Consider the following 17,966-nt stretch of genomic DNA (forward strand, 5'->3'; position numbering starts at 1 on the left):
TCATTATTCCCCGTCAAAACTCTCCTCATGGGCATGAGGGCGGATGCGCGGGCCAGGCGATGGCACTGGCTTGATGTTTGGCTGCGAGTGCAGGCCGAACAGGATGCGGGGCTGATCGCCAAGCGGCGCGGCCTCGCTTTGACCGCGATGGTGTTCGCCGTCTGCACCGGCACCCTCGTGACCGTCGAGATCGGCAGGCATGGCATGACATGGGCTGCGGGCATCGGCTTCGTCGCCTTCGCAGCCTATGCCTGCATCCTCCTCCTGCTGCGCTCGCGACCGGGCTATGCCAGGCCAGCGGCCTTCCTGCTTGCCACCTACTATCTCGCCGTGTCCTCTTCGGCCTATCTCACGGGCGGCTCGGACAGCAGCCTCCTGCCTCTCCTTCTGGGCATGCCTCTGGCGACCAGCGTCTATTTCGGCGCGCGCGGAACGCTCGTCTCCACCATCGCCACGCTCGGCGCGATCTGGCTGGCCCACCTCATCGGAAACAGTCCGGCCTTCTACTCCTCCATCCTGGCGACGGTCGTGGTCTGTTACAGCGCGCTGGCGCTGGCATCGGCGGCGATCGTCGACACCGTCCTGACCGAACTCAAGAAGGCGAAGAGCGCGGCCGAGGCGTCGAGCCGGGCCAAGTCCGCCTTCCTCGCGACCATGAGCCATGAGCTGCGCACCCCGATGAACGGCATATTGGGCATGGCCGAGATCCTGCGGGACGACGACCGGCTGGAGGCGGACCAGAAAGAGCGGCTCGCCGCGCTTCACCGTTCGGGCGAGATCCTCGTCTGCCTGCTCGACGACGTGCTCGATGTCTCCAAGATGGAGACGGGAACCGTCGAGATCTGCGATCGGGACGGCTCGCTGCGCGCCGACCTCGCATGCGTGATCGACGCCTATGAGACGCTCGCGCGGGCGCAGGGCCTGGTTCTGACCGCCGAGATCGACGAGGCGCTCCCCGAGCGGCTCGTCTTCGACCCGGTCCGCCTTCGCCAGTGCATCGGCAACCTCCTGAGCAATGCGGTGAAGTTCACCGAGGACGGCTCGATCGCCCTGCGAATCGAGCCGTCGGGCGCGCCAGCACCCGATGGGACGCTCTGCATCAGGGTCGTCGTGGCCGATACGGGAATAGGAATCGACGAGGACGAGGCGGAGCGCCTTTTCGCCGAGTTCACGCGGGTCGACGAAACCTCGACGCGCCGGACCGGGGGAGCGGGCCTCGGCCTCGCCATCGTCTGGCGCCTCGCAAGAGCGATGGGCGGCGGGCTCGTCTTCGAAAGCGAGCCCGGCAGGGGCTCGACTTTCGAATTCACCTTCCGCGCCTCCGTCTGCGCCGCGCCCCTGGCCAGCAATGACGACTCCCGGTCCGCCACCTATGAGGGCGCCGGAAACCTCTTCGTCCTGTCGGTCGACGACAATCCCATCAATCGCCAGGTCGCCCGCCTGTTCCTCGAGAGCGAGGGGCTGGCCGTGCGCGAGGCCGAGGACGGCGAGGAGGCCCTGACCGCCCTTGCGGCCGAACGGCCGGACGTCCTCCTCCTCGACCTCTTCATGCCGGGCCTCGACGGCCGCGACGTGTTGCGCCATGTGCGGCAGGAAGAAGCGCGCGAAGGTCGCTCCGCCCTGCCGATCATCGTCGTGACGGCCGATGCAGACCCCGAGACCGAAAAGCAGGTCCTCGAGCTGGGCGCGAACGGGTTCTTGACCAAGCCCGTGACCAAGGCGAACCTGCTGGCCGAAATCCAGCGGGTCGCGCCCGACCGGGGAACCGCCCGCCCCGCCGCGCGTGCCTGCCGGGCGAACGGGCCGGCCTGACGGCTCTTGCTTGCGCGCCGCCTAGGGCGCGGCCTTGCCCGCGGCGACCCGGCCTTCTATCAGACCTCCCCTCCACGACAGGCGATGGAGAAGAGAAGGTCTCCGAATGTCCCTGAACAGACGGGCCGCGATGAGGCTCGGGACCGCAGCGCTGCTCGCGAGCGCCCTTCCAGGCTGCGGATCGGCGAGCTATGCGCCGAAGCCGGATGGCTGGCGCCGCTTCCGGGTGACGACCAGAGTGGCCATCCCGCGCGAGGGCGCGGCGGTGCAGGCCTGGGTGCCCGTCCCGGCCGTCTCAGAACCAGGATGGATGCGTCCGGGCGAGATGGTGTGGCGGACCGATGCCGCCCAAGCCGCCCTGAAGACCGATGCGCGGACCGGCGCCCGCTTCGTGCACGCCGTCTGGCCCGCAGGGGATGCGCCGGCGACGCTCGAAGTGACGAGCATGGCCGCGACGCAGTCGCGTTCGGTCGACCTGACGCAGCCCCGTCCGCACCCGCCCTTATCGCCGGCCGAGCGAAGCCGCTTCACCGCGCCGACCAGGCTCATCCCCACGGACGGCATCGTCGCGCAAACGGCCGCCGCCATCACCGCGGGGGCGCGGAGCGACCTCGAAAAGGCGCGGCGCATCTATGACTGGGTGGTGGAGAAGACCGCGCGGAACCCCGAGACCCGCGGCTGCGGGCTCGGCGATATCGCCTCCATGCTGATGATGGGCGACCTGACCGGCAAATGCGCCGACCTCAACGCGCTCTATGTCGGGCTCGCCCGCGCCTCCGGCCTGCCCGCGCGCGATGTCTACGGACTGCGCGTCGCACCCTCCGATTTCGGCTATGACAGCCTCGGCGCGGGCTCGTCCGATGTCACGGGCGCGCAGCACTGCCGCGCCGAAGTGTTCCTGAGCGATTTCGGCTGGGTCCCCGTCGATCCTGCCGATGTGCGCAAGGTCATGCTGGAAGAGGAAGCGCGCGCGCTGCACCTGCGCGATCCTCAGGTGCGGGCCGCCCGCTCCGCGCTCTTCGGCGCCTGGGAAGGCAATTGGGTCGCCTACAACTTCGCCCATGACGTGAACCTGCCCGGCGCGGACGGGGCGGATCTTCCCTTCCTGATGTACCCGCAGGCCGAAACCGGCGGCGAGCGCCGCGACCCCCTGGACCCGGACGGCTTCGCCTACACAATCGAGGCGCGCGAGAACCGGAGCTAGGGCGGAACCCGAACCGCCCGCCCGGGCTGGAAAGCAGGACGCCGCGAGATCCCCGCTCAGCTCGGCCAGCCGGTGCGGCCGGGCGTGTAGCCCTGCGGCCAGGGAGAAACGGAGGCCGGTTCCCGCTCCGCCTCGGCTGCCAAAGGTCGCCGAGACGGCGCTGGCGGCTCGCCGGCCTCTGTGGGGTTCAGAGAAGGTTCGGCCTTCCGCTTCTCGGTCAGCGCGGCCTGTGTGTAGCACACGTTCAGAGCAATCAGCAGGATGAGGAACAGCTCGATATAGGACACGAAGCTGACCGTCATCAGCATGACGCCCAGGCTGCTGAGCGCGATGCCGAGGGCGAAGCCGGCGCCGGGCTCTCCGTGCGTGCGGTTCTGCCGCATCAGGACGTAGGTGCCCTTCGCGGTTCCGAAAAACGCCGCCGCGAGGCTCGCCAGCAGAAGCCCCAGCCCCAGCAGGCCATATCCGAGTGCGACCTGCACATATCCATTTACGAAGTCGATGATCCCCTGCCCCTGACGCAGCGGCTCAAAGAGCGGATCGTCATAGTAATCCGCATCCCCAAGCAACGGCACCTGCCTGATCTTCACCGCGGCCGTTTCGAGAAGCTGCTGCCGGTAATCGAAGGTGCCGTATTCATCGACGGCATCGAAGCCGGTACTCTGCAGGGTCATATATGTGATGGCCAGAAGCGATGCGCCGCCGACGCCGATGAAGGTCCGCGTGCCCGCCGCTCTCGTCCTGAAATAGACGAGGCCTCCGACAGCCACTATCGCAGCCAAAATCGCCCCTCGAGAGCCCGTCGCCTCCAGAACGAAAGCGCAGGGCAGGAGCCACATCAGGGGCAGCCAAGGCTGATCCGCCACACGCCGCCGCCAGAACAGCAGGGCCATGCAGACGACCATCAGCTGGCCGAGAAGGATGCTGGACAGGGTGACGTTCACGCGGACGCCGCCGCCCCGGAACGCGCCGGTCCAGCCGAGAGCATTGTCGCCGAGCGGCTTGTAGTGAAGCCAGTTCTGAAGACCCGATAGGAGGCCTAGCGCCGTGAGAATGAGGAGACCCAGGAGCAGCCCCCAGAGGACGATCTGGATGTCGTTCATGCTGCGCACCGACCTGCGGACCGCGAGGTAGGGGAGAACCAGTTCGAGGCCGATATCTGCGAAGTGCCGGAGACTGTTGGTGAAGGTCTGAGTCATGCGGAGATCCAGGATCGCGACGATCGCGATCCAGATGCCGAAGAGGATGTCCGCCTTCCGCCAGATCCCGTTCTCACGCCTGCGCCCTCTCGCGGAGGGAGAGGCAGCAGCTTTCCCTCCGCCCACGCATAGTGGGAGCAGGAGAACGAGTGCAAGGACCTTCGCATGGTTCAAGATTATGAGGTAGTTCACCCCAGGGAAGGGCACGTATTCCTGATACTCGGATGGAACCGCGAAAACGACGCCGATATAAAACGCGATCTTCTGTGCCGGCGCTTTCGGAGCGAGAGCGAGAGCGACGAGACCGAGAGCGACAAGCGGGATGAACCGTGCGCTGATCGTGAAGAGTAGCAGGATACTGATGGCCCAGTAGGCGAAAACGCGCACAGCAAGGCCGCGCCAGTCCTCCGGATCGGACTTCGCCCGCGGCAGCGCCAGAAAGGCCGCCGCCAAGGCTGCGAGCAGAAACGGTGCGGCCTGCATGGTGTGGAACGGAATCATAGGTGTTTTCCTGGCTGCCGGCTCGTCACTAAGTCTCTCCGAGCTGGGGGCGAGGGCGGGTCAGCGCCCTTCCGCCTCTATGACATGCCGATAGAACTCCTCCGTCTGAGCGGCGATGCCTGCAGGGTGCAGCATCTTCGTGGCGCGTTGGCGCCCCTTCTGCGCGAGGGAACCGGCCAGAACGCGGTCTTGCAATAATCGTCGCAGGGCTACCACAGTCTCCTCAACCGATCCCGGGGCGACGAGCAATCCGGTCTCTTCGTGCGCGACAAGCTCCTTGATCCCGAAACTGGCTGAGGCGACGACGGGGCAGCCTTGTACTAGGGCCTCGGCCACGATGTAGGGGAAGTTTTCGTAGCGCGAGGACACCAAGATAACGCCGCCTTGGCGCCGCAGACGTGTTACCTCCTCGGGCTTCTTGGGACCGAGAAAGCTGAAACGCTGGCGCAGGTCCTTGTCTATGAACGCCTCGAGAAAGCCTGCGTAGTCATAGATTCGCCCGTCGATTTCAATCCCGGGCTCTGTTCCGCAGAGGAGCATGCGCACCGCCTGGTCCTCGCGCATAAGGCTCTGCGCCGCGAGCATGGCCACGTCGGCGCCTTTGCGGCGGTCGATCCGGCCCACAAAGACGATCGTCTTCGGATCGCATCCTTCCTCATGCCAGAGGTGCTTAGCCGGCGGGATAGGATTGTAGAGAACGCGGGAGCGGCGCGCGCTCTCCTGATAGGGCGCGAGGGTCGCTGCCGAGGGGGCCGTGACGCCATCCGCGTCTTCGATTGCCCTGTCCTCTCTGGCGATGCGCATCCTGTCCTCTCCACTTTCCTCGCGATGCACCGCGGCCACGGCTTCGCGCCAAGGGCCATGAAGCCTTGCGACGACCGGCAGGCGGGTAACTCGTCGGATATCGGAGGGAAGACCGAAACTTTCTTCGGATTCTATGATGTCGATCGGATGATCCTCGTGAACCCGCGCGAAAGCCTCCCCGATGGCTGTCCCCATTCGCCGCATAAACCAAGCCTGCCGCCGGCGTGGCGGCAGGATACGCCACAGAATCTTCTCGAAAATACCGTCTTCCAGCACTGGCGCCGGCACAACGTGTTCGCCGCACACGCTCTTCCCGCTCTTCCCGCCGACGATGGTCACGCTGTGCCCGCGCGCCTGCATGGCGGAAACCGTGTGATAGAGAGCCGTCGTTATCCCGTTCGGCGCAGCTGTGCTCGGTGGCCATTGCGGGGCGTAATAGGCGATGTGAAGCGGTCCGGTCTCGGCCATATCAGCAAGTTCTTCAGCTTTTTCTCTCACGAACTCTAAGGCACACTCCTTTAAAGTTGTGAAGCGGCAGCAAGCCGGTGGGAATGAGGAAGGAGAGATATGTCGGGCTCTCCGACGCAGGCCTCCTTGGGCGATCCTGGCTGGCGGCTCGCCGAAATCCGGGAGCGGCTTGCAAATCCTGTTGCAGTGCGGGAGAGGCCTGCCGAAGCACGAGGGCTTCGGTTCCATGAACGAAGAACACACCATCCCGGAGGCCTCAAGCCGGAAAAGCCGTGCAGGCGGTTCCTGCGGCCTGTGACCTTTCGATGACCGCAAGAGACACCACTGCCGCGATGGCGCCGCGCAAGCCCCTTCTTCAGCGCGCCTTCAATTCCTCGAGCGCGCTGGTGGGCAGCGTCATCGTTCAGGCGGTGCTCCGGTTCGGCTCGAACCTGATCCTGACCCGCCTGCTCTACCCCGAAGCGTTCGGGGTGGTACTGGTGATTACTTCGGTCACCTATGTGATGGCCCTTCTGGCGGAGACGGGAATTCCGGCCTTCCTCGTCCGCACCAAGCCCGCACTCGAGCGGCGTTATTACGACACGCTGTGGACGGTGCAGGTCCTGCGTGGCGCCGTTCTCGCTGTGGCCCTCGCCCTTCTTGCAGGGCCCATCGCGGGCTGGCTCGGCAAGCCCGCACTGGAGCTTCCGCTTCGCGCCGCATCGGTCATTTTCTTCCTCGACGGCCTAAAATCCTTGGCTCCGCTGCGAGAGCGCCGCAATCGGCGCGACTGGCACAACAGCCTCACCGAGATGGGCACATATGCCCTGCAGCTTCCGATCATCATCGGCCTCGCGGCCTGGCTGGAGAGTTACTGGGCCCTGATCTACGGCATGATCATCGGCGCAGCGCTGACCTCCGCCTCCACATACATCTTCTACGGCTCCTCCTGGCACAGGCCGCGGCTGGACGGGGCCGTCGTGAAGGAACTCTGGATATTCTCGCGTTTCCTCGCCGCATCGAGCGTGATCACGATCGTTCTCAACCAGTTCGATAAGTTCTTCATCGCAGGAAACATGTCTCTGGCGATCGCCGGCCTCTACAACATGGCCTGGAGCCTCGCTTTCGTCGCGGACGGGCTGGTCCGCAGCTACTCGCATCGGATTTTTTATGCAGAACTGGCGCATTCGCTGGAGGGTTCCGAACTCAGCCGAGCCGCCTATTACCGGCCGATGCGCAGGATGCGCCCACTGCTGGCCTTCGCGTGTGCCGGCGGGATTACCTTCGGCGAAACCTTCTTCGCCATAGCCTTCGACGACCGCTATCTCGAGGCGGGCGCGATGTTCGCCATCCTCTCCTTCAGGCCCCTCCTCGCGCTCTTTGCGCGGCCGGGAGAGAATGCCATGCTCGCGATCGGCCGCCCTCGGACGAAATTCGTCTCCGATGTGCTCAAGCTCGCCTGGCTGATCGGGACCGCGTTGATCGGCTATAACCTTTACGGCGTTTACGGCCTGATCTGGGCTACGGCGCTCGTTGACATTCCTGCCGTCCTGTACTTCTCCGTGCTGCTCAGGAAGGCTGGCACTTTCAGCTTGCGCGAAGAGGTCTGGACCCTGCTATTCGTCGCCGTCGGGCTTGGCTGCGGCGCAGTGGGGACTTGGGTCTGGGAGGGAACCCATCGCGCAGCGTTATACTAGGAGCCTGACTCATAACCGCCGCATCAGCACGCGTGCGGAGGCGAGCTGCGCCATGGCGAGGTAGTTGTCGGCGCGCTTCTCGTAGCGGGTGGCGATCCTGCGGAAGTGCTTGAGCTTGCCGAAGAAGCGCTCGACCGCGTTCCTCAGCTTGTAGAGCGAGGGGAAGAAGCCCCTGGGATCCTTGCGGTTCCGCTTGTTCGAGATGTTCGGACAAACCCCGCGCTCGACGAGGGCGGCGATGAAGCCTTTCGCATCGTAGGCCTTGTCGGCGAGCAGCACCGTGTCCTCGGGGACGGCCTCGATAAGATCGGGGATCGCGGAGAGGTCGTGCGCCTGACCCGGCGAGAGCGACAGCGAGACCACGTTGCCGCGGCTGTCGGTAAGGGCGTGCAGCTTGGTCGTCAGCCCGCCGCGTGAGCGGCCGGTTTGCTGATGGCTCCGTCCCGCCTCTCCCTCGTCGTCCGCGCCCCCTTTTTCCGGGCGCCCGTACCGTGCTGATGGACCCGGACCACGGAGCTGTCGACCATATAGAGGCTGTCCTCGATGTCCTCCTGCAGGTGCTCGAGGAGCCGTGCCCAGACGCCTGCCTTCCGCCAGCGATTGAAGCGGTTGTAGACCGTCGTCCGAGGCCCATAGCGCTCGGGCATGTCCTCCCAAGGCGCGCCCGTCCGCAGAACCCAGAAGATGCCGTTCAAGACCCGCCGGTCGTCCACCCGCGGCACGCCCCTCGGCTTGTTCGGCAATAGCGGCTTGATCACCGCCCACTCCGCGTCCGTCAGCTCGAACCGATGTCCCATCAGCAGATCTCCTCTCCAGAAGGCCCGCACGGAATCAATGCACCCGGACGACGTCAACCGTTAATAGGGATAGCTCCTAGGCTCGGATGCTCTGCCCCGCAGCGGGCTAAAGTGAGTAATTTATCCTACAGAATAATTGAAGGCTCTCAGGTCTACGCCAGAGAGATCCGACAACTCTTTGTTGCTCTCGGCCACGAGCGCTCGCAGACGTGGTGCGACGGTTTCGCGCTGCCTCTTGCGCTGGGCCTCGGCCCGGTCGGGAGAGATGCGCCTGTCCAACCGCTGAACCCATTTCGAGATGGCGTCTCGTTTCGGATGGCCAATGTTGAGCGCATCTACCGTCACCAGCCGGTTGAGGCGCCGCTGTACGGCGAGAGCCTGCGGGGAGACGGCAGGGTATATGGCCACGCTATCGAACTCGTCCCAAACAGGCAGGCCGACGAGTGAAAGAACGTTTCGCACATACAGGCCCGGATCCTGCTTAAGCTGTTCTATCGGCAGCAAAGCGACGGCGCCCTGCCCCAATAGGCCGAGATAGTTGGCATAGAGGCCTGCGAAGCGCAGGTATTCTGGCGGCAAGAGCGGTCGGTAACCTAGACATTCTGTTCCAGTGCGGAAAAGGTAGTGTTCTAGAGACATCGTACCGCCTCGCCGCACATATTCTCCCCAAGCAGAGTAGGCAAAGCCTACCTGCTCCCGGATTGAGATGAGGACCCGGGCATCGGGAAAGACCTTCGCGAGTCGCCGCGCAGCAAGATCACCCCAATAAAGGCCTCGCACCGGATCGCCGACCAGCACCTCATGGCTGATCACTGGAATCTTCCCTTCCGCGCGGCCAGCGGCCGCATCCTCCTCGAATGCCGCCCGTACCCGCGCCGGATCGAACTGCGCCTCTGGGCACCAGCAGATTTCCTCGATGATCCGATTGTCGAAAGTCGGCCAGGGCGTACAGAGGCGGGGATGCCGTTCGAAAAGCTGCGCCTGCAGCCAAGTTGTAGCCGTTTTTGGATAGCCGACGTGAAGAAGAGTGGTTTGCGTCATTCCGGTGTTCCTGCTGCTCTTTTCCTTAAGAAATTCCATAGCGGGTAGACGAGCGTTGCCCCCGGGCGCATGCCTCTCTAAACCCCTGGCAATTTGCGCGCTTCGAGCGGATCCTTTCTGATGCCACGCCGTACCGACATCTCGTCCATCCTCATCATCGGCGCCGGTCCCATCGTGATCGGCCAGGCCTGCGAGTTCGACTATTCGGGCGTGCAGGCCTGCAAGGCGCTGCGCGAGGAGGGCTACCGGGTGATCCTGGTGAACTCCAATCCGGCCACCATCATGACCGATCCGGACATGGCCGACGCGACCTATATCGAGCCGATCACGCCGGACTTCGTCGCCAAGATCATCGCCGCGGAAAAGCCCGACGCGCTCCTGCCGACCATGGGCGGGCAGACCGCGCTCAACTGCGCGCTCGCGCTTCAGGAAATGGGCGTCCTCGAAGAGCATGGGGTCGAGATGATCGGCGCGCGGGCCGAAGCCATCGACATGGCCGAGGACCGCGAGAAGTTCCGCGCCGCGATGGACAGGATCGGGCTCGAAAACCCCCGCGCGGCCATCGCGTCCTCGCCGCAGATCCGCGACGGGAACGGCAAGCTGATCGGCTATGACCGGATCGGCGGCTTCGCCCGCGCGATGGACGCGCTTGATGAGATCGGCCTGCCCGCCATCATCCGCCCCGCCTTCACGCTCGGCGGCACGGGCGGCGGCGTCGCCTATAACCGCGAGGAATACGAGCGGATCGTGCGCGCCGGAATCGACGCCTCGCCCGTCGGCCAGGTCCTGATCGACGAGTCGCTGCTCGGCTGGAAGGAATACGAGATGGAAGTGGTCCGCGACAAAGCGGACAACTGCATCATCATCTGCTCGATCGAGAACGTCGATCCGATGGGCGTGCATACGGGCGATTCGATCACCGTCGCGCCCGCCATGACGCTGACCGACCGCGAATATCAGGTCATGCGCAACGCCTCGATCGCGGTCCTGCGCGAGATCGGGGTGGAGACCGGCGGCTCGAACGTCCAGTTCGCCGTGAACCCCGAGGATGGCCGCCTCGTCGTCATCGAGATGAACCCGCGGGTCAGCCGTTCCTCCGCCCTCGCCTCCAAGGCGACGGGATTTCCCATCGCGCGCATCGCAGCGAAGCTGGCGGTCGGCTATACGCTCGACGAGCTCGGCAACGACATCACCGGCGGCGCCATGCCGGCGAGCTTCGAGCCCTCCATCGACTATGTCGTCACCAAGATCCCGCGCTTCGCCTTCGAGAAATTCCCCGGTGCCCAGCCGCTCCTCTCGACCGCGATGAAATCGGTCGGCGAGGCCATGGCCATCGGCCGGACCTTCCAGGAGAGCCTTCAGAAGGCGCTTCGCAGCCTCGAGACCGGCCTTTGCGGCCTCGACCCGATCGAGATCGAGGACCTCGACAGCGACGACCCGGTCAACGCCTACAGGCGCGCCCTCTCCGCCCCCACGCCCGAACGCCTGCGCGTGACGGCCGAGGCGATGCGCGCGGGCATACCGGTCGAGCAGGTCCGCACGATCACCGCCTATGATCCGTGGTTCCTCGAGCAGATCCGGGGCATCGTCGATGCCGAGGAGGACGTCGCGGCCCGCGGCCTGCCGACCAGCGCCGAGGGCATGCGGCGCCTCAAGGCGATGGGCTTTTCCGACAAGCGCCTCGCCCAGCTCGCCCAAGGGACCGAGGCCGAAGTGCGGGCGCACCGCCGGGGCCTGGGCGTCAAGCCGGTGTTCAAGCGGATCGACACCTGCGCGGCCGAATTCCGCGCCGTCACGCCATACATGTACTCCGCCTATGAGCCCGGCGGCTTCGACGAGAGCCAGCCTTCGGACCGCAAGAAGGTGGTCATCCTCGGCGGCGGTCCGAACCGCATCGGTCAGGGCATCGAGTTCGACTATTGCTGCTGCCACGCTGCCTTTGCGCTCGCAGATGCGGGGCTCGAGAGCGTCATGGTCAACTGCAACCCCGAGACCGTCTCGACCGATTACGACACCTCGGACCGGCTCTATTTCGAGCCGCTCACGGCCGAGGACGTGCTCGAGATCCTCGCCAAGGAGGCCGAGAGCGGCGAGCTTCTGGGCGTCATCGTCCAATATGGCGGCCAGACGCCGCTCAACCTCGCGCGCATCCTCGCCGATGAGGGCATCCCGATCCTCGGCACCGCCGTCGAGGCGATCGAACTGGCCGAGGACCGCGAGCAGTTCCAGAAGCTCGTGCGCAAGCTCGGCCTGAAGCAGCCCAACAACGCCACCGCTCCTTCGATGGAAGCCGCCAAGGCCGCCGCGGAAGCAGTCGGCTATCCGCTGGTCACCCGCCCCTCCTTCGTCCTCGGCGGCCGGGCGATGGAGATCGTGCGCGATCAGGGCGCGCTCGACCACTATCTCCGCACCGCACAGATCGAGGTCTCCGAGCATTCCCCCCTCCTCCTCGACCAGTATCTCGTCAGCGCCGTCGAATGCGATGTCGATGCGGTTTGCGACGGCGAGGATGTCTGGGTCTGCGGCGTGATGGAGCATATCGAGGAGGCCGGCGTGCATTCGGGCGACAGCGCCTGCTCCCTGCCCCCCTACACCCTGTCCGAAGAGACCATCGCGGAACTCAAGCGCCAGACGGTCGAGCTCGCGAAAGCCCTCGGCGTGCGCGGCCTGATGAACGTGCAATATGCGATCAAGGGCGAGGACATCTTCCTCCTCGAAGTGAACCCCCGCGCCTCGCGCACCGTCCCCTTCGTCGCCAAGACCATCGGCGCGCCGGTCGCCAAGATCGCGGCGCGCGTCATGGCGGGGGCGAAGCTGTCCGAATTCGACCTGCCCGATGCGGCGCCGCGGCATACGGCGGTCAAGGAAGTGGTCTTCCCCTTCAGCCGCTTTCCGGGCGTCGACACCGTGCTCGGCCCGGAGATGCGATCGACGGGCGAGGTCATGGGCATCGACCAGGACTTCGACCGCGCCCGGGCGAAGAGCCTGCTCGCCGCGGGCACGCAGATCCCGCTCGAAGGTTGCGTCTTCGTCTCGGTCAAGGACAGCGACAAGGACGGCGTCGTCGCGCCCGCGCGGCGCCTCGTGGAGCTTGGCTTCTCCCTCATGGCGACGGGCGGCACGGCGGACTGGCTGGCGCGCGAGGGCCTCGAAGTGAAGCGGGTCAACAAGGTGCTCGAAGGCCAGCCGCACATCGTCGATGCCCTCATCAACGGCGAGGTGCAGATGATCTTCAACACCACCGAGAGCGCCGTCTCCATCGCCGACAGCCGGTCGATCCGCACCACGGCGCTGCAGCGCCGCATTCCCTGCATCACGACCCTGTCGGGGGCGAAGGCGGCTGTCCGCGGCATCGAGGCGCTGCGGCGCGGCGGCCTTGAAGCGGTCTCGCTGCAATCCTACACTTAATTCTTCATGAGATCGGGGCGCCTCGGGCGGGCCTACCGGCCCGGCGGGCGCCCTTTCGCTGTTCGAGAGAGACAAGATGGACAAGTTCCCGATGACCCGCGCCGGCTTCGAAAAGCTGGAAGCCGACATCAAGCACCTGAAGTCCGTCGAGCGCCCGGCCGTGATCCAGGCCATCGCCACCGCCCGCGAGCATGGCGACCTGTCGGAGAATGCCGAATATCACGCCGCCAAGGAGCGCCAGTCCTGGATCGAGGGACAGGTCCTGGACCTCGAGGACAAGCATAGCCGCGCCCAGGTCATCGACGTTGCCAAGCTGTCCGGTCCGGACGTGAAGTTCGGCGCCACCGTGACCCTAATCGATGAGGACACCGAGGAAGAGAAGACCTACCAGATCGTCGGCGAGCTCGAAGCCGACGCCAAGGCCGGCAAGATCTCGATCTCCTCGCCGATCGCCCGCGCCCTGATCGGCAAGGAAGAGGGCGACTCGGTCGAGGTCGCGGCCCCCGGCGGCGCCCGCGTCTACGAGATCGCGAAGGTCGCCTACGTCTGATGGGCGAGCGCGGCGGCGGTCAGTCCGCCTGCGCCGCGCCGGTCGCTCCGACCTCGATGCCCTGCTTGATGCGGCGCAGCGGCGCCGCCACGCAGGCCGCGAAATCGTCTCGCGGATCGCACTCCAGCGCGACGAAGCTCGCTTCGTAACCCGGTGACAGCGCACCGATCGCGCGGTCCGGGAAGATGCTGCGCGAGGGCGTTTCCACGGCGATGCGCAGGATCTCCTCATCCGTGAACACGCCTCTGCGGCGCACGGCCAGCGCTTCGGTCAGTCCCGTCCCGTCATAGCGGTCCGATCCGAAGGCGATCGGCGCCCCCGCCTCCTTGAGCAGGCGGAGGTTCTCGCGCTGCACGTCCCGCGTCGCTTCGAGGATGCGTTCCCGCTCGGGATCGTTCCGGGTCTCGTAAGCCTCGATCAGCGCGGTCGTCGGCACGGTGACGAAGCCGCTTCGCGCCGCCGCCCGCGCCATTTCCGGGGTCAGCGAGTAACGCTGGCGGTCCTCCTCCCCCTGCACGCTCTGAGGCGGCATATGCGCGGCCTCGTCGGCGCCCGCAGCCATGGCGGCGGCGAAGTCACGGGCCGTGTTCACATGCACCGTCGCCTTCAGGCCCGCCTCATGCGCCAGCTCGACGGCGCGCGCGAAGACAGCTCTGGACAGTCCGGCCAGAGGCCGCTCGCCCTCATCCTCGGTATGCAGGAGGTAGAGCTTGATCCAGTCCGGCTCGGTCGCGAGGATCGCCGGCCACTTCTCCTCGAGGGTCGCGATATCCGGCGCATCCCAGAAGACGTCGCCCTCGAGTTCTTCGGGGTCGAGGCGGTAGACGTTCGCGATGCGCCGGTAGAGAGCCTCGGGGTGCCCCTCATCGACCGAGATGCCTGCATGGGCCCATGCGATGTCGACGGTCCCGGGCGTCTCCCACGCCTCGGCCGCCCAGGCATCGACCGAATTCACAGAGTTCGTGTTCTTCATGTAGAAGACGCCGTCGCGAAGATAGGCCTGGCCCCGCCCGGCGGTCCACGGTCCGTCGAGATTGTGGTTATGCGCCTCGCCGAAGCCCGGCACGATATAGGCGCCGGACAGATCGACGATATCCGCGCCGTCCGGAGCGGTCGCAACGAAGACGCCGCCGGCCTGGTAGCGGTCGCCCGCCTCGAAACGCACGCCGTTCTCGTCCGCGACGTACCAGAGCCCGTTGCGATAGACCGCCGGCGCCGCATCGGGGTTCGGCCGGGCGGTCAGGTTCGCCGGTGGCCCGCCAGGCGCAGGCTCGGCAATGCCCGCGCAGGCGCAAAGAAGCGCCGTCATCACCAAGGTCCGCATTCTTCCCTCCCCTCCAGGGCCCGGATGGGAGCCTAGCAGCTCAGGGAGCGGGCGTCGCCGCTTCGCGCCACCTGGTAGTGTCTCAGTTTGAATTATCCGCCGCGCGCTTTTTGTAAGGGCCGCGTTTCGGCTTCGGCGCGCGGGCGTCGATCAGCTTCACGATGTCCTCAAAGTCCAGAACCTCGTCGGTCAGTCCGGCTTCGATGGCGGGCGTGACGCGCAGGCTCTTATGGATGCGAACGAAGTTGTAGAAGACGGTGTAGAGCGAGACCATGTGAACGTGGTTCTCGAACTTCTTTGAGAAGGCGTTCGTCAGCCGCGTGAAGCGGCGGTTGTGCATCCGCAGGGACAGGTTGGACCGCTCAACGAAGCTCGTGTTGATGTGCGCTTCGTCCGGCTCACCTTCGATCACGTCCTTACGGGTGCCGCAGCACTCGCCGGGGGAGTAGCGGCGCTCGTTCTTCTTGCCAGTCGGCTCGCCGAACAACTTCACGAGCATTGCGTAGTCCACGTCCGCGCCGAACGCGCCTTCCACGGCCTCTAAGTAAGCCTTATGACCGTCCGTGGTGAGTTGGACACGGCCGTCCAGGCGGTCGGCTAGATCGTCCATGAACGCCTTCGCGTACTCGCCGTCCCGCCCGCCGACGAGGTAGCCGACGATCAGCTTGCTGTCGGCGTCCAGGGCGGTCCACGTCCATGTGTCGCCCGCTTCCTCCGGCGCGGCCTTCGCGCCCTCGACGTTCTTCGCCTTGGCGTAGGTGAAGGACCAAACCTCGTCGCACTGGACGCGCTTCGCCTTCACGCCCCGCACCGTCTCGTCGTGGAAGGCGGCGCAGGCTTCACCAGCGTCCACGAGGAGCTTGCTGACGGTGTTAATGCTCACGCCGGTCATGCGGCTGATCGCGCGCATGGAGCTGCCCTCGCACAGCATGTTCAGGATCATTGCGCGGGTCTTGAGGGGCAGCTTGTTCATACCTCCTGTATGTGAACTTATGTGCTTAGGGTCAAGCATAAACTTCATACTAAAACCCTCTTGCCACGTCACACTTCAAGCTATAACGAGAAAACGACGTTGAAGGCAACTCGAAGAGGGGCATGAAGTGCCGGAGCCGATAGACCGATTGCGTGACCAGATCCTGAAGAATGTGCTGGATAGCGTTCCCCGAGCTTTTCTGGAGGGGTTCGCTAAACGGGCGCAGGATGCTTACGTCGGCGTCTACGAAGAGGTGAAGGCAGACACCCGCGTCCTAGGTCCGCAACGCCTCTTTAAGCTCAAAAGCGTCCGTCAGCATCGGCTGGATTTCGAGATGATGGAGGCCGCTCAGGCGGCGGGCATGGTCGGCACAGAACGACCGCTACCCTACAACGATTGGTGCCATGCCTACGCCGTGTCAGGAACGTTCGGCCTGACGCAGTCTTATGTTCCTGCAATTGGCGAGAAGCCCCAGTCTGCGAAGTTTCGCGATGCGCTCGCATCCGCAGCGAACGTGCCACGTATGCCCCTCGACGATGATGAAGAGATCTACAAGCCGCGCACCTACTACGGCCTACTCGCCCACAACCCTGTCGGGAAACGCTTCACCGATGAGCATCAGAAATTGGGCTCGTTGAACCTTTGTGTGCCGTACCCAGAGATGTCGGGTTGGGCGTTCGAGATGAACGTGTGGGAGTTGATCGGCCTTTATCCCGCCGAACAGCGCAAGCCTACCTCGCAGCGAGCGCCTATCTTGAAGCGTCGGCCTGCGAAGAAGAAAGAAGGAGAGAAATGAGCCTAGCAGTCGGATTTATCGCTGATCGGCTAACGGAGGCGCGCCGCGCTCGTGGTGTGACGGCGGCCGACCTGGCTGGCATGATCGACGTTAGCCCAACTTCAATCTCGAAGTACGAGAACGGCCATCAGACGCCGCGCCGCGATGTTGTGGACCGCATGGCGGCGACGTTGAGGCTGCCCAGCGACTACTTCTACCGCGCGACGCTCTCGAGCGATCAGCGCCCTGTGTTCTGGCGTTCCAAGCTTTCGGCACAAACCGGAGATCTCGAACGAGCGAAGGTTCGGTTGGAATGGTTGAAAGAGATGATCGACTACCTGTCGAGCTTCTTCGACTATCCTGCGCTCAGCCTTCCAATCGGGGAAGATCGCGATGCACTCACGATCCGAGAGGACGAGATTGAAACGCTAGCGAACACCGTAAGGTCGTTCTGGTCAGTTCAGCCGGGCCCGCTTCCGGACTGCGTCGAGAAGGTCGAAGAGAGTGGCGTTCTAGTTTCTAGAATCCATGTCCACGCCGAAAAGGTTGATGCCTTCTCTCAGTGGTCTGACCGATACGATGTGCCGTTTATCGTTCTCTCGCGCGACAAGGCCAGCGCAGTTCGCCAGCGGTTCGATTTGCTGCACGAGCTTGGCCATGTCCTCATGCATAAGAACGTGACACAGAAGCAGATGAACAACAAAGCTACTTACAAGCTGATTGAAGGTCAGGCTGACAAGTTTGCTTCCTATATGCTCATGCCGGAGCAGGCGTTCATAAGCGAGTTGTATGCGCCAACGCTCGACGCGATGCTAAGTTTGAAAGAGCGGTGGGGCGTATCGGTAGGCGCAATGATCATGCGCTGCAAATCGCTCGATTTGCTCGATGACGCGAGCGCTAAAAGGCTGTGGATGAACTACACCCGAAGGGGTTGGCGTAAAGGAGAGCCTTACGACAGCTCTATGGCCAAGGAAGAGCCTCTTTTGATCCGCAGGGGCTTCGAGATGCTTCTTAGCGAAGGCATCCAATCTGTCGCTGACATAAGAAAAGCGCTTCCGTTTCCTGCCGATGATCTTGAGGAACTTGCGGATCTTGAATCCGGCACATTGGGTTCTAGCGCTGGTACAAGGGCAGAGCCGGTTCTCAAGCGCAAAGGCATAGGAGACAACGTCGTTTCTTTATTTGAACGCTAGCGCTCGTCCTTCTTCGCCCATCGTTTCGCCGCCGCCTTCTTCGCGATGGCGGAGCGCTCTTCCGGCGTCAGCTTGCTCGCGCGAGCTGCGCCGCCCTTCTTCCCCATCGCAGCGGCGGCCTCGTCCTTCGGCTTCTCGCCATAGTCCTCTTCCTCCTCGCCGGTCGCGATCTTCATCACGCGCACGGCGTTCCCGATCACGTCGGCGGGACGCTTCTCGCCTTTAGGACCCTTGGGCATCG

The 17,966-nt window shown here is 64.6% G+C and carries 14 protein-coding genes; 7 read left to right on the top strand and 7 right to left on the bottom strand.

The features are described from left to right. Window positions 1-87 precede the first annotated feature (87 nt). Together IE88_RS0101615 and IE88_RS0101620 are read left to right on the top strand one after the other, a co-directional pair. Window positions 88-1,812 carry a response regulator gene (locus IE88_RS0101615; RefSeq protein ID WP_051881363.1) on the top strand — a complete coding sequence of 575 codons (1,725 nt, stop codon included), beginning with the start codon at window positions 88-90 and terminating at the stop codon, window positions 1,810-1,812. A 130-nt stretch (window positions 1,813-1,942) separates the two neighbouring features. Further along, window positions 1,943-3,016, top strand: coding sequence for a transglutaminase-like domain-containing protein (locus IE88_RS0101620; RefSeq protein WP_202900390.1), 1,074 nt, complete (start codon window positions 1,943-1,945; stop codon window positions 3,014-3,016). Window positions 3,017-3,072: 56 nt separating this feature from the next. Here the strand turns inward: IE88_RS0101620 and IE88_RS0101625 are convergent, their stop codons facing one another. Both IE88_RS0101625 and IE88_RS0101630 read right to left on the bottom strand, forming a co-directional pair. Continuing rightward, window positions 3,073-4,716 carry an O-antigen ligase family protein gene (locus tag IE88_RS0101625; protein WP_031549423.1) on the bottom strand — a complete coding sequence of 548 codons (1,644 nt, stop codon included), beginning with the start codon at window positions 4,714-4,716 and terminating at the stop codon, window positions 3,073-3,075. A gap of 60 nt (window positions 4,717-4,776) precedes the next feature. Then, on the bottom strand, window positions 4,777-5,988 hold the full coding sequence (locus IE88_RS0101630; RefSeq protein ID WP_031549425.1) for a glycosyltransferase family 4 protein: 1,212 nt from the start codon (window positions 5,986-5,988) through the stop codon (window positions 4,777-4,779). Window positions 5,989-6,293: 305 nt separating this feature from the next. On the opposite strand from IE88_RS0101630, the gene IE88_RS0101635 reads away from it, so the two are divergent. Continuing rightward, window positions 6,294-7,664 carry an oligosaccharide flippase family protein gene (locus tag IE88_RS0101635; RefSeq protein ID WP_081871344.1) on the top strand — a complete coding sequence of 457 codons (1,371 nt, stop codon included), beginning with the start codon at window positions 6,294-6,296 and terminating at the stop codon, window positions 7,662-7,664. 9 nt (window positions 7,665-7,673) lie between these two features. Here the strand turns inward: IE88_RS0101635 and IE88_RS17750 are convergent. Both IE88_RS17750 and IE88_RS0101650 read right to left on the bottom strand, forming a co-directional pair. Next, window positions 7,674-8,461 (bottom strand): IS5 family transposase gene (locus IE88_RS17750; protein WP_420330122.1). Its coding sequence is split into 2 segments (ribosomal slippage): window positions 7,674-8,090 and window positions 8,093-8,461, totalling 786 coding nucleotides; the frame shifts between segments, so codons are not numbered across the junction. A 120-nt stretch (window positions 8,462-8,581) separates the two neighbouring features. Beyond that, on the bottom strand, window positions 8,582-9,502 hold the full coding sequence (locus tag IE88_RS0101650; protein ID WP_031549428.1) for a sulfotransferase family protein: 921 nt from the start codon (window positions 9,500-9,502) through the stop codon (window positions 8,582-8,584). 120 nt (window positions 9,503-9,622) lie between these two features. Here IE88_RS0101650 and carB point away from each other — a divergent pair, with 120 nt between their 5' ends. Continuing rightward, window positions 9,623-12,910: a carbamoyl-phosphate synthase large subunit gene (gene carB / locus IE88_RS0101655; protein WP_031549429.1), complete on the top strand. Its 3,288-nt coding sequence runs from the start codon at window positions 9,623-9,625 to the stop codon at window positions 12,908-12,910. Window positions 12,911-12,986: 76 nt separating this feature from the next. Beyond that, window positions 12,987-13,460, top strand: a complete 474-nt coding sequence (gene greA / locus IE88_RS0101660) for a transcription elongation factor GreA (RefSeq protein WP_031549430.1) — start codon at window positions 12,987-12,989, stop codon at window positions 13,458-13,460. A 19-nt stretch (window positions 13,461-13,479) separates the two neighbouring features. Here greA and IE88_RS0101665 read toward each other — a convergent pair whose 3' ends face one another. Both IE88_RS0101665 and IE88_RS0101670 read right to left on the bottom strand, forming a co-directional pair. Continuing rightward, window positions 13,480-14,784 carry an amidohydrolase family protein gene (locus IE88_RS0101665; protein WP_031549431.1) on the bottom strand — a complete coding sequence of 435 codons (1,305 nt, stop codon included), beginning with the start codon at window positions 14,782-14,784 and terminating at the stop codon, window positions 13,480-13,482. Between the two features lie 82 nt (window positions 14,785-14,866). Then, the gene (locus IE88_RS0101670; RefSeq protein WP_031549432.1) at window positions 14,867-15,757 is read right to left on the bottom strand and encodes a DDE-type integrase/transposase/recombinase; all 891 of its coding nucleotides are present in this window, start codon (window positions 15,755-15,757) and stop codon (window positions 14,867-14,869) included. A 148-nt stretch (window positions 15,758-15,905) separates the two neighbouring features. Here IE88_RS0101670 and IE88_RS0101675 point away from each other — a divergent pair, with 148 nt between their 5' ends. Both IE88_RS0101675 and IE88_RS0101680 read left to right on the top strand, forming a co-directional pair. Beyond that, window positions 15,906-16,553 carry a hypothetical protein gene (locus IE88_RS0101675; protein ID WP_156032289.1) on the top strand — a complete coding sequence of 216 codons (648 nt, stop codon included), beginning with the start codon at window positions 15,906-15,908 and terminating at the stop codon, window positions 16,551-16,553. Further along, on the top strand, window positions 16,550-17,725 hold the full coding sequence (locus IE88_RS0101680; protein WP_031549434.1) for a helix-turn-helix domain-containing protein: 1,176 nt from the start codon (window positions 16,550-16,552) through the stop codon (window positions 17,723-17,725). The genes IE88_RS0101675 and IE88_RS0101680 overlap by 4 nt, the downstream gene beginning before the upstream one ends. Here the strand turns inward: IE88_RS0101680 and IE88_RS0101685 are convergent. Then, window positions 17,722-17,964 carry a hypothetical protein gene (locus IE88_RS0101685; protein WP_031549436.1) on the bottom strand — a complete coding sequence of 81 codons (243 nt, stop codon included), beginning with the start codon at window positions 17,962-17,964 and terminating at the stop codon, window positions 17,722-17,724. The two genes, IE88_RS0101680 and IE88_RS0101685, sit on opposite strands and share 4 nt — an antisense overlap. Window positions 17,965-17,966: the final 2 nt, after the last annotated feature.

It is taken from the genome of Parvularcula oceani (genome assembly GCF_000733125.1).
Taxonomy (GTDB): Bacteria; Pseudomonadota; Alphaproteobacteria; order Caulobacterales; family Parvularculaceae; genus Parvularcula; species Parvularcula oceani.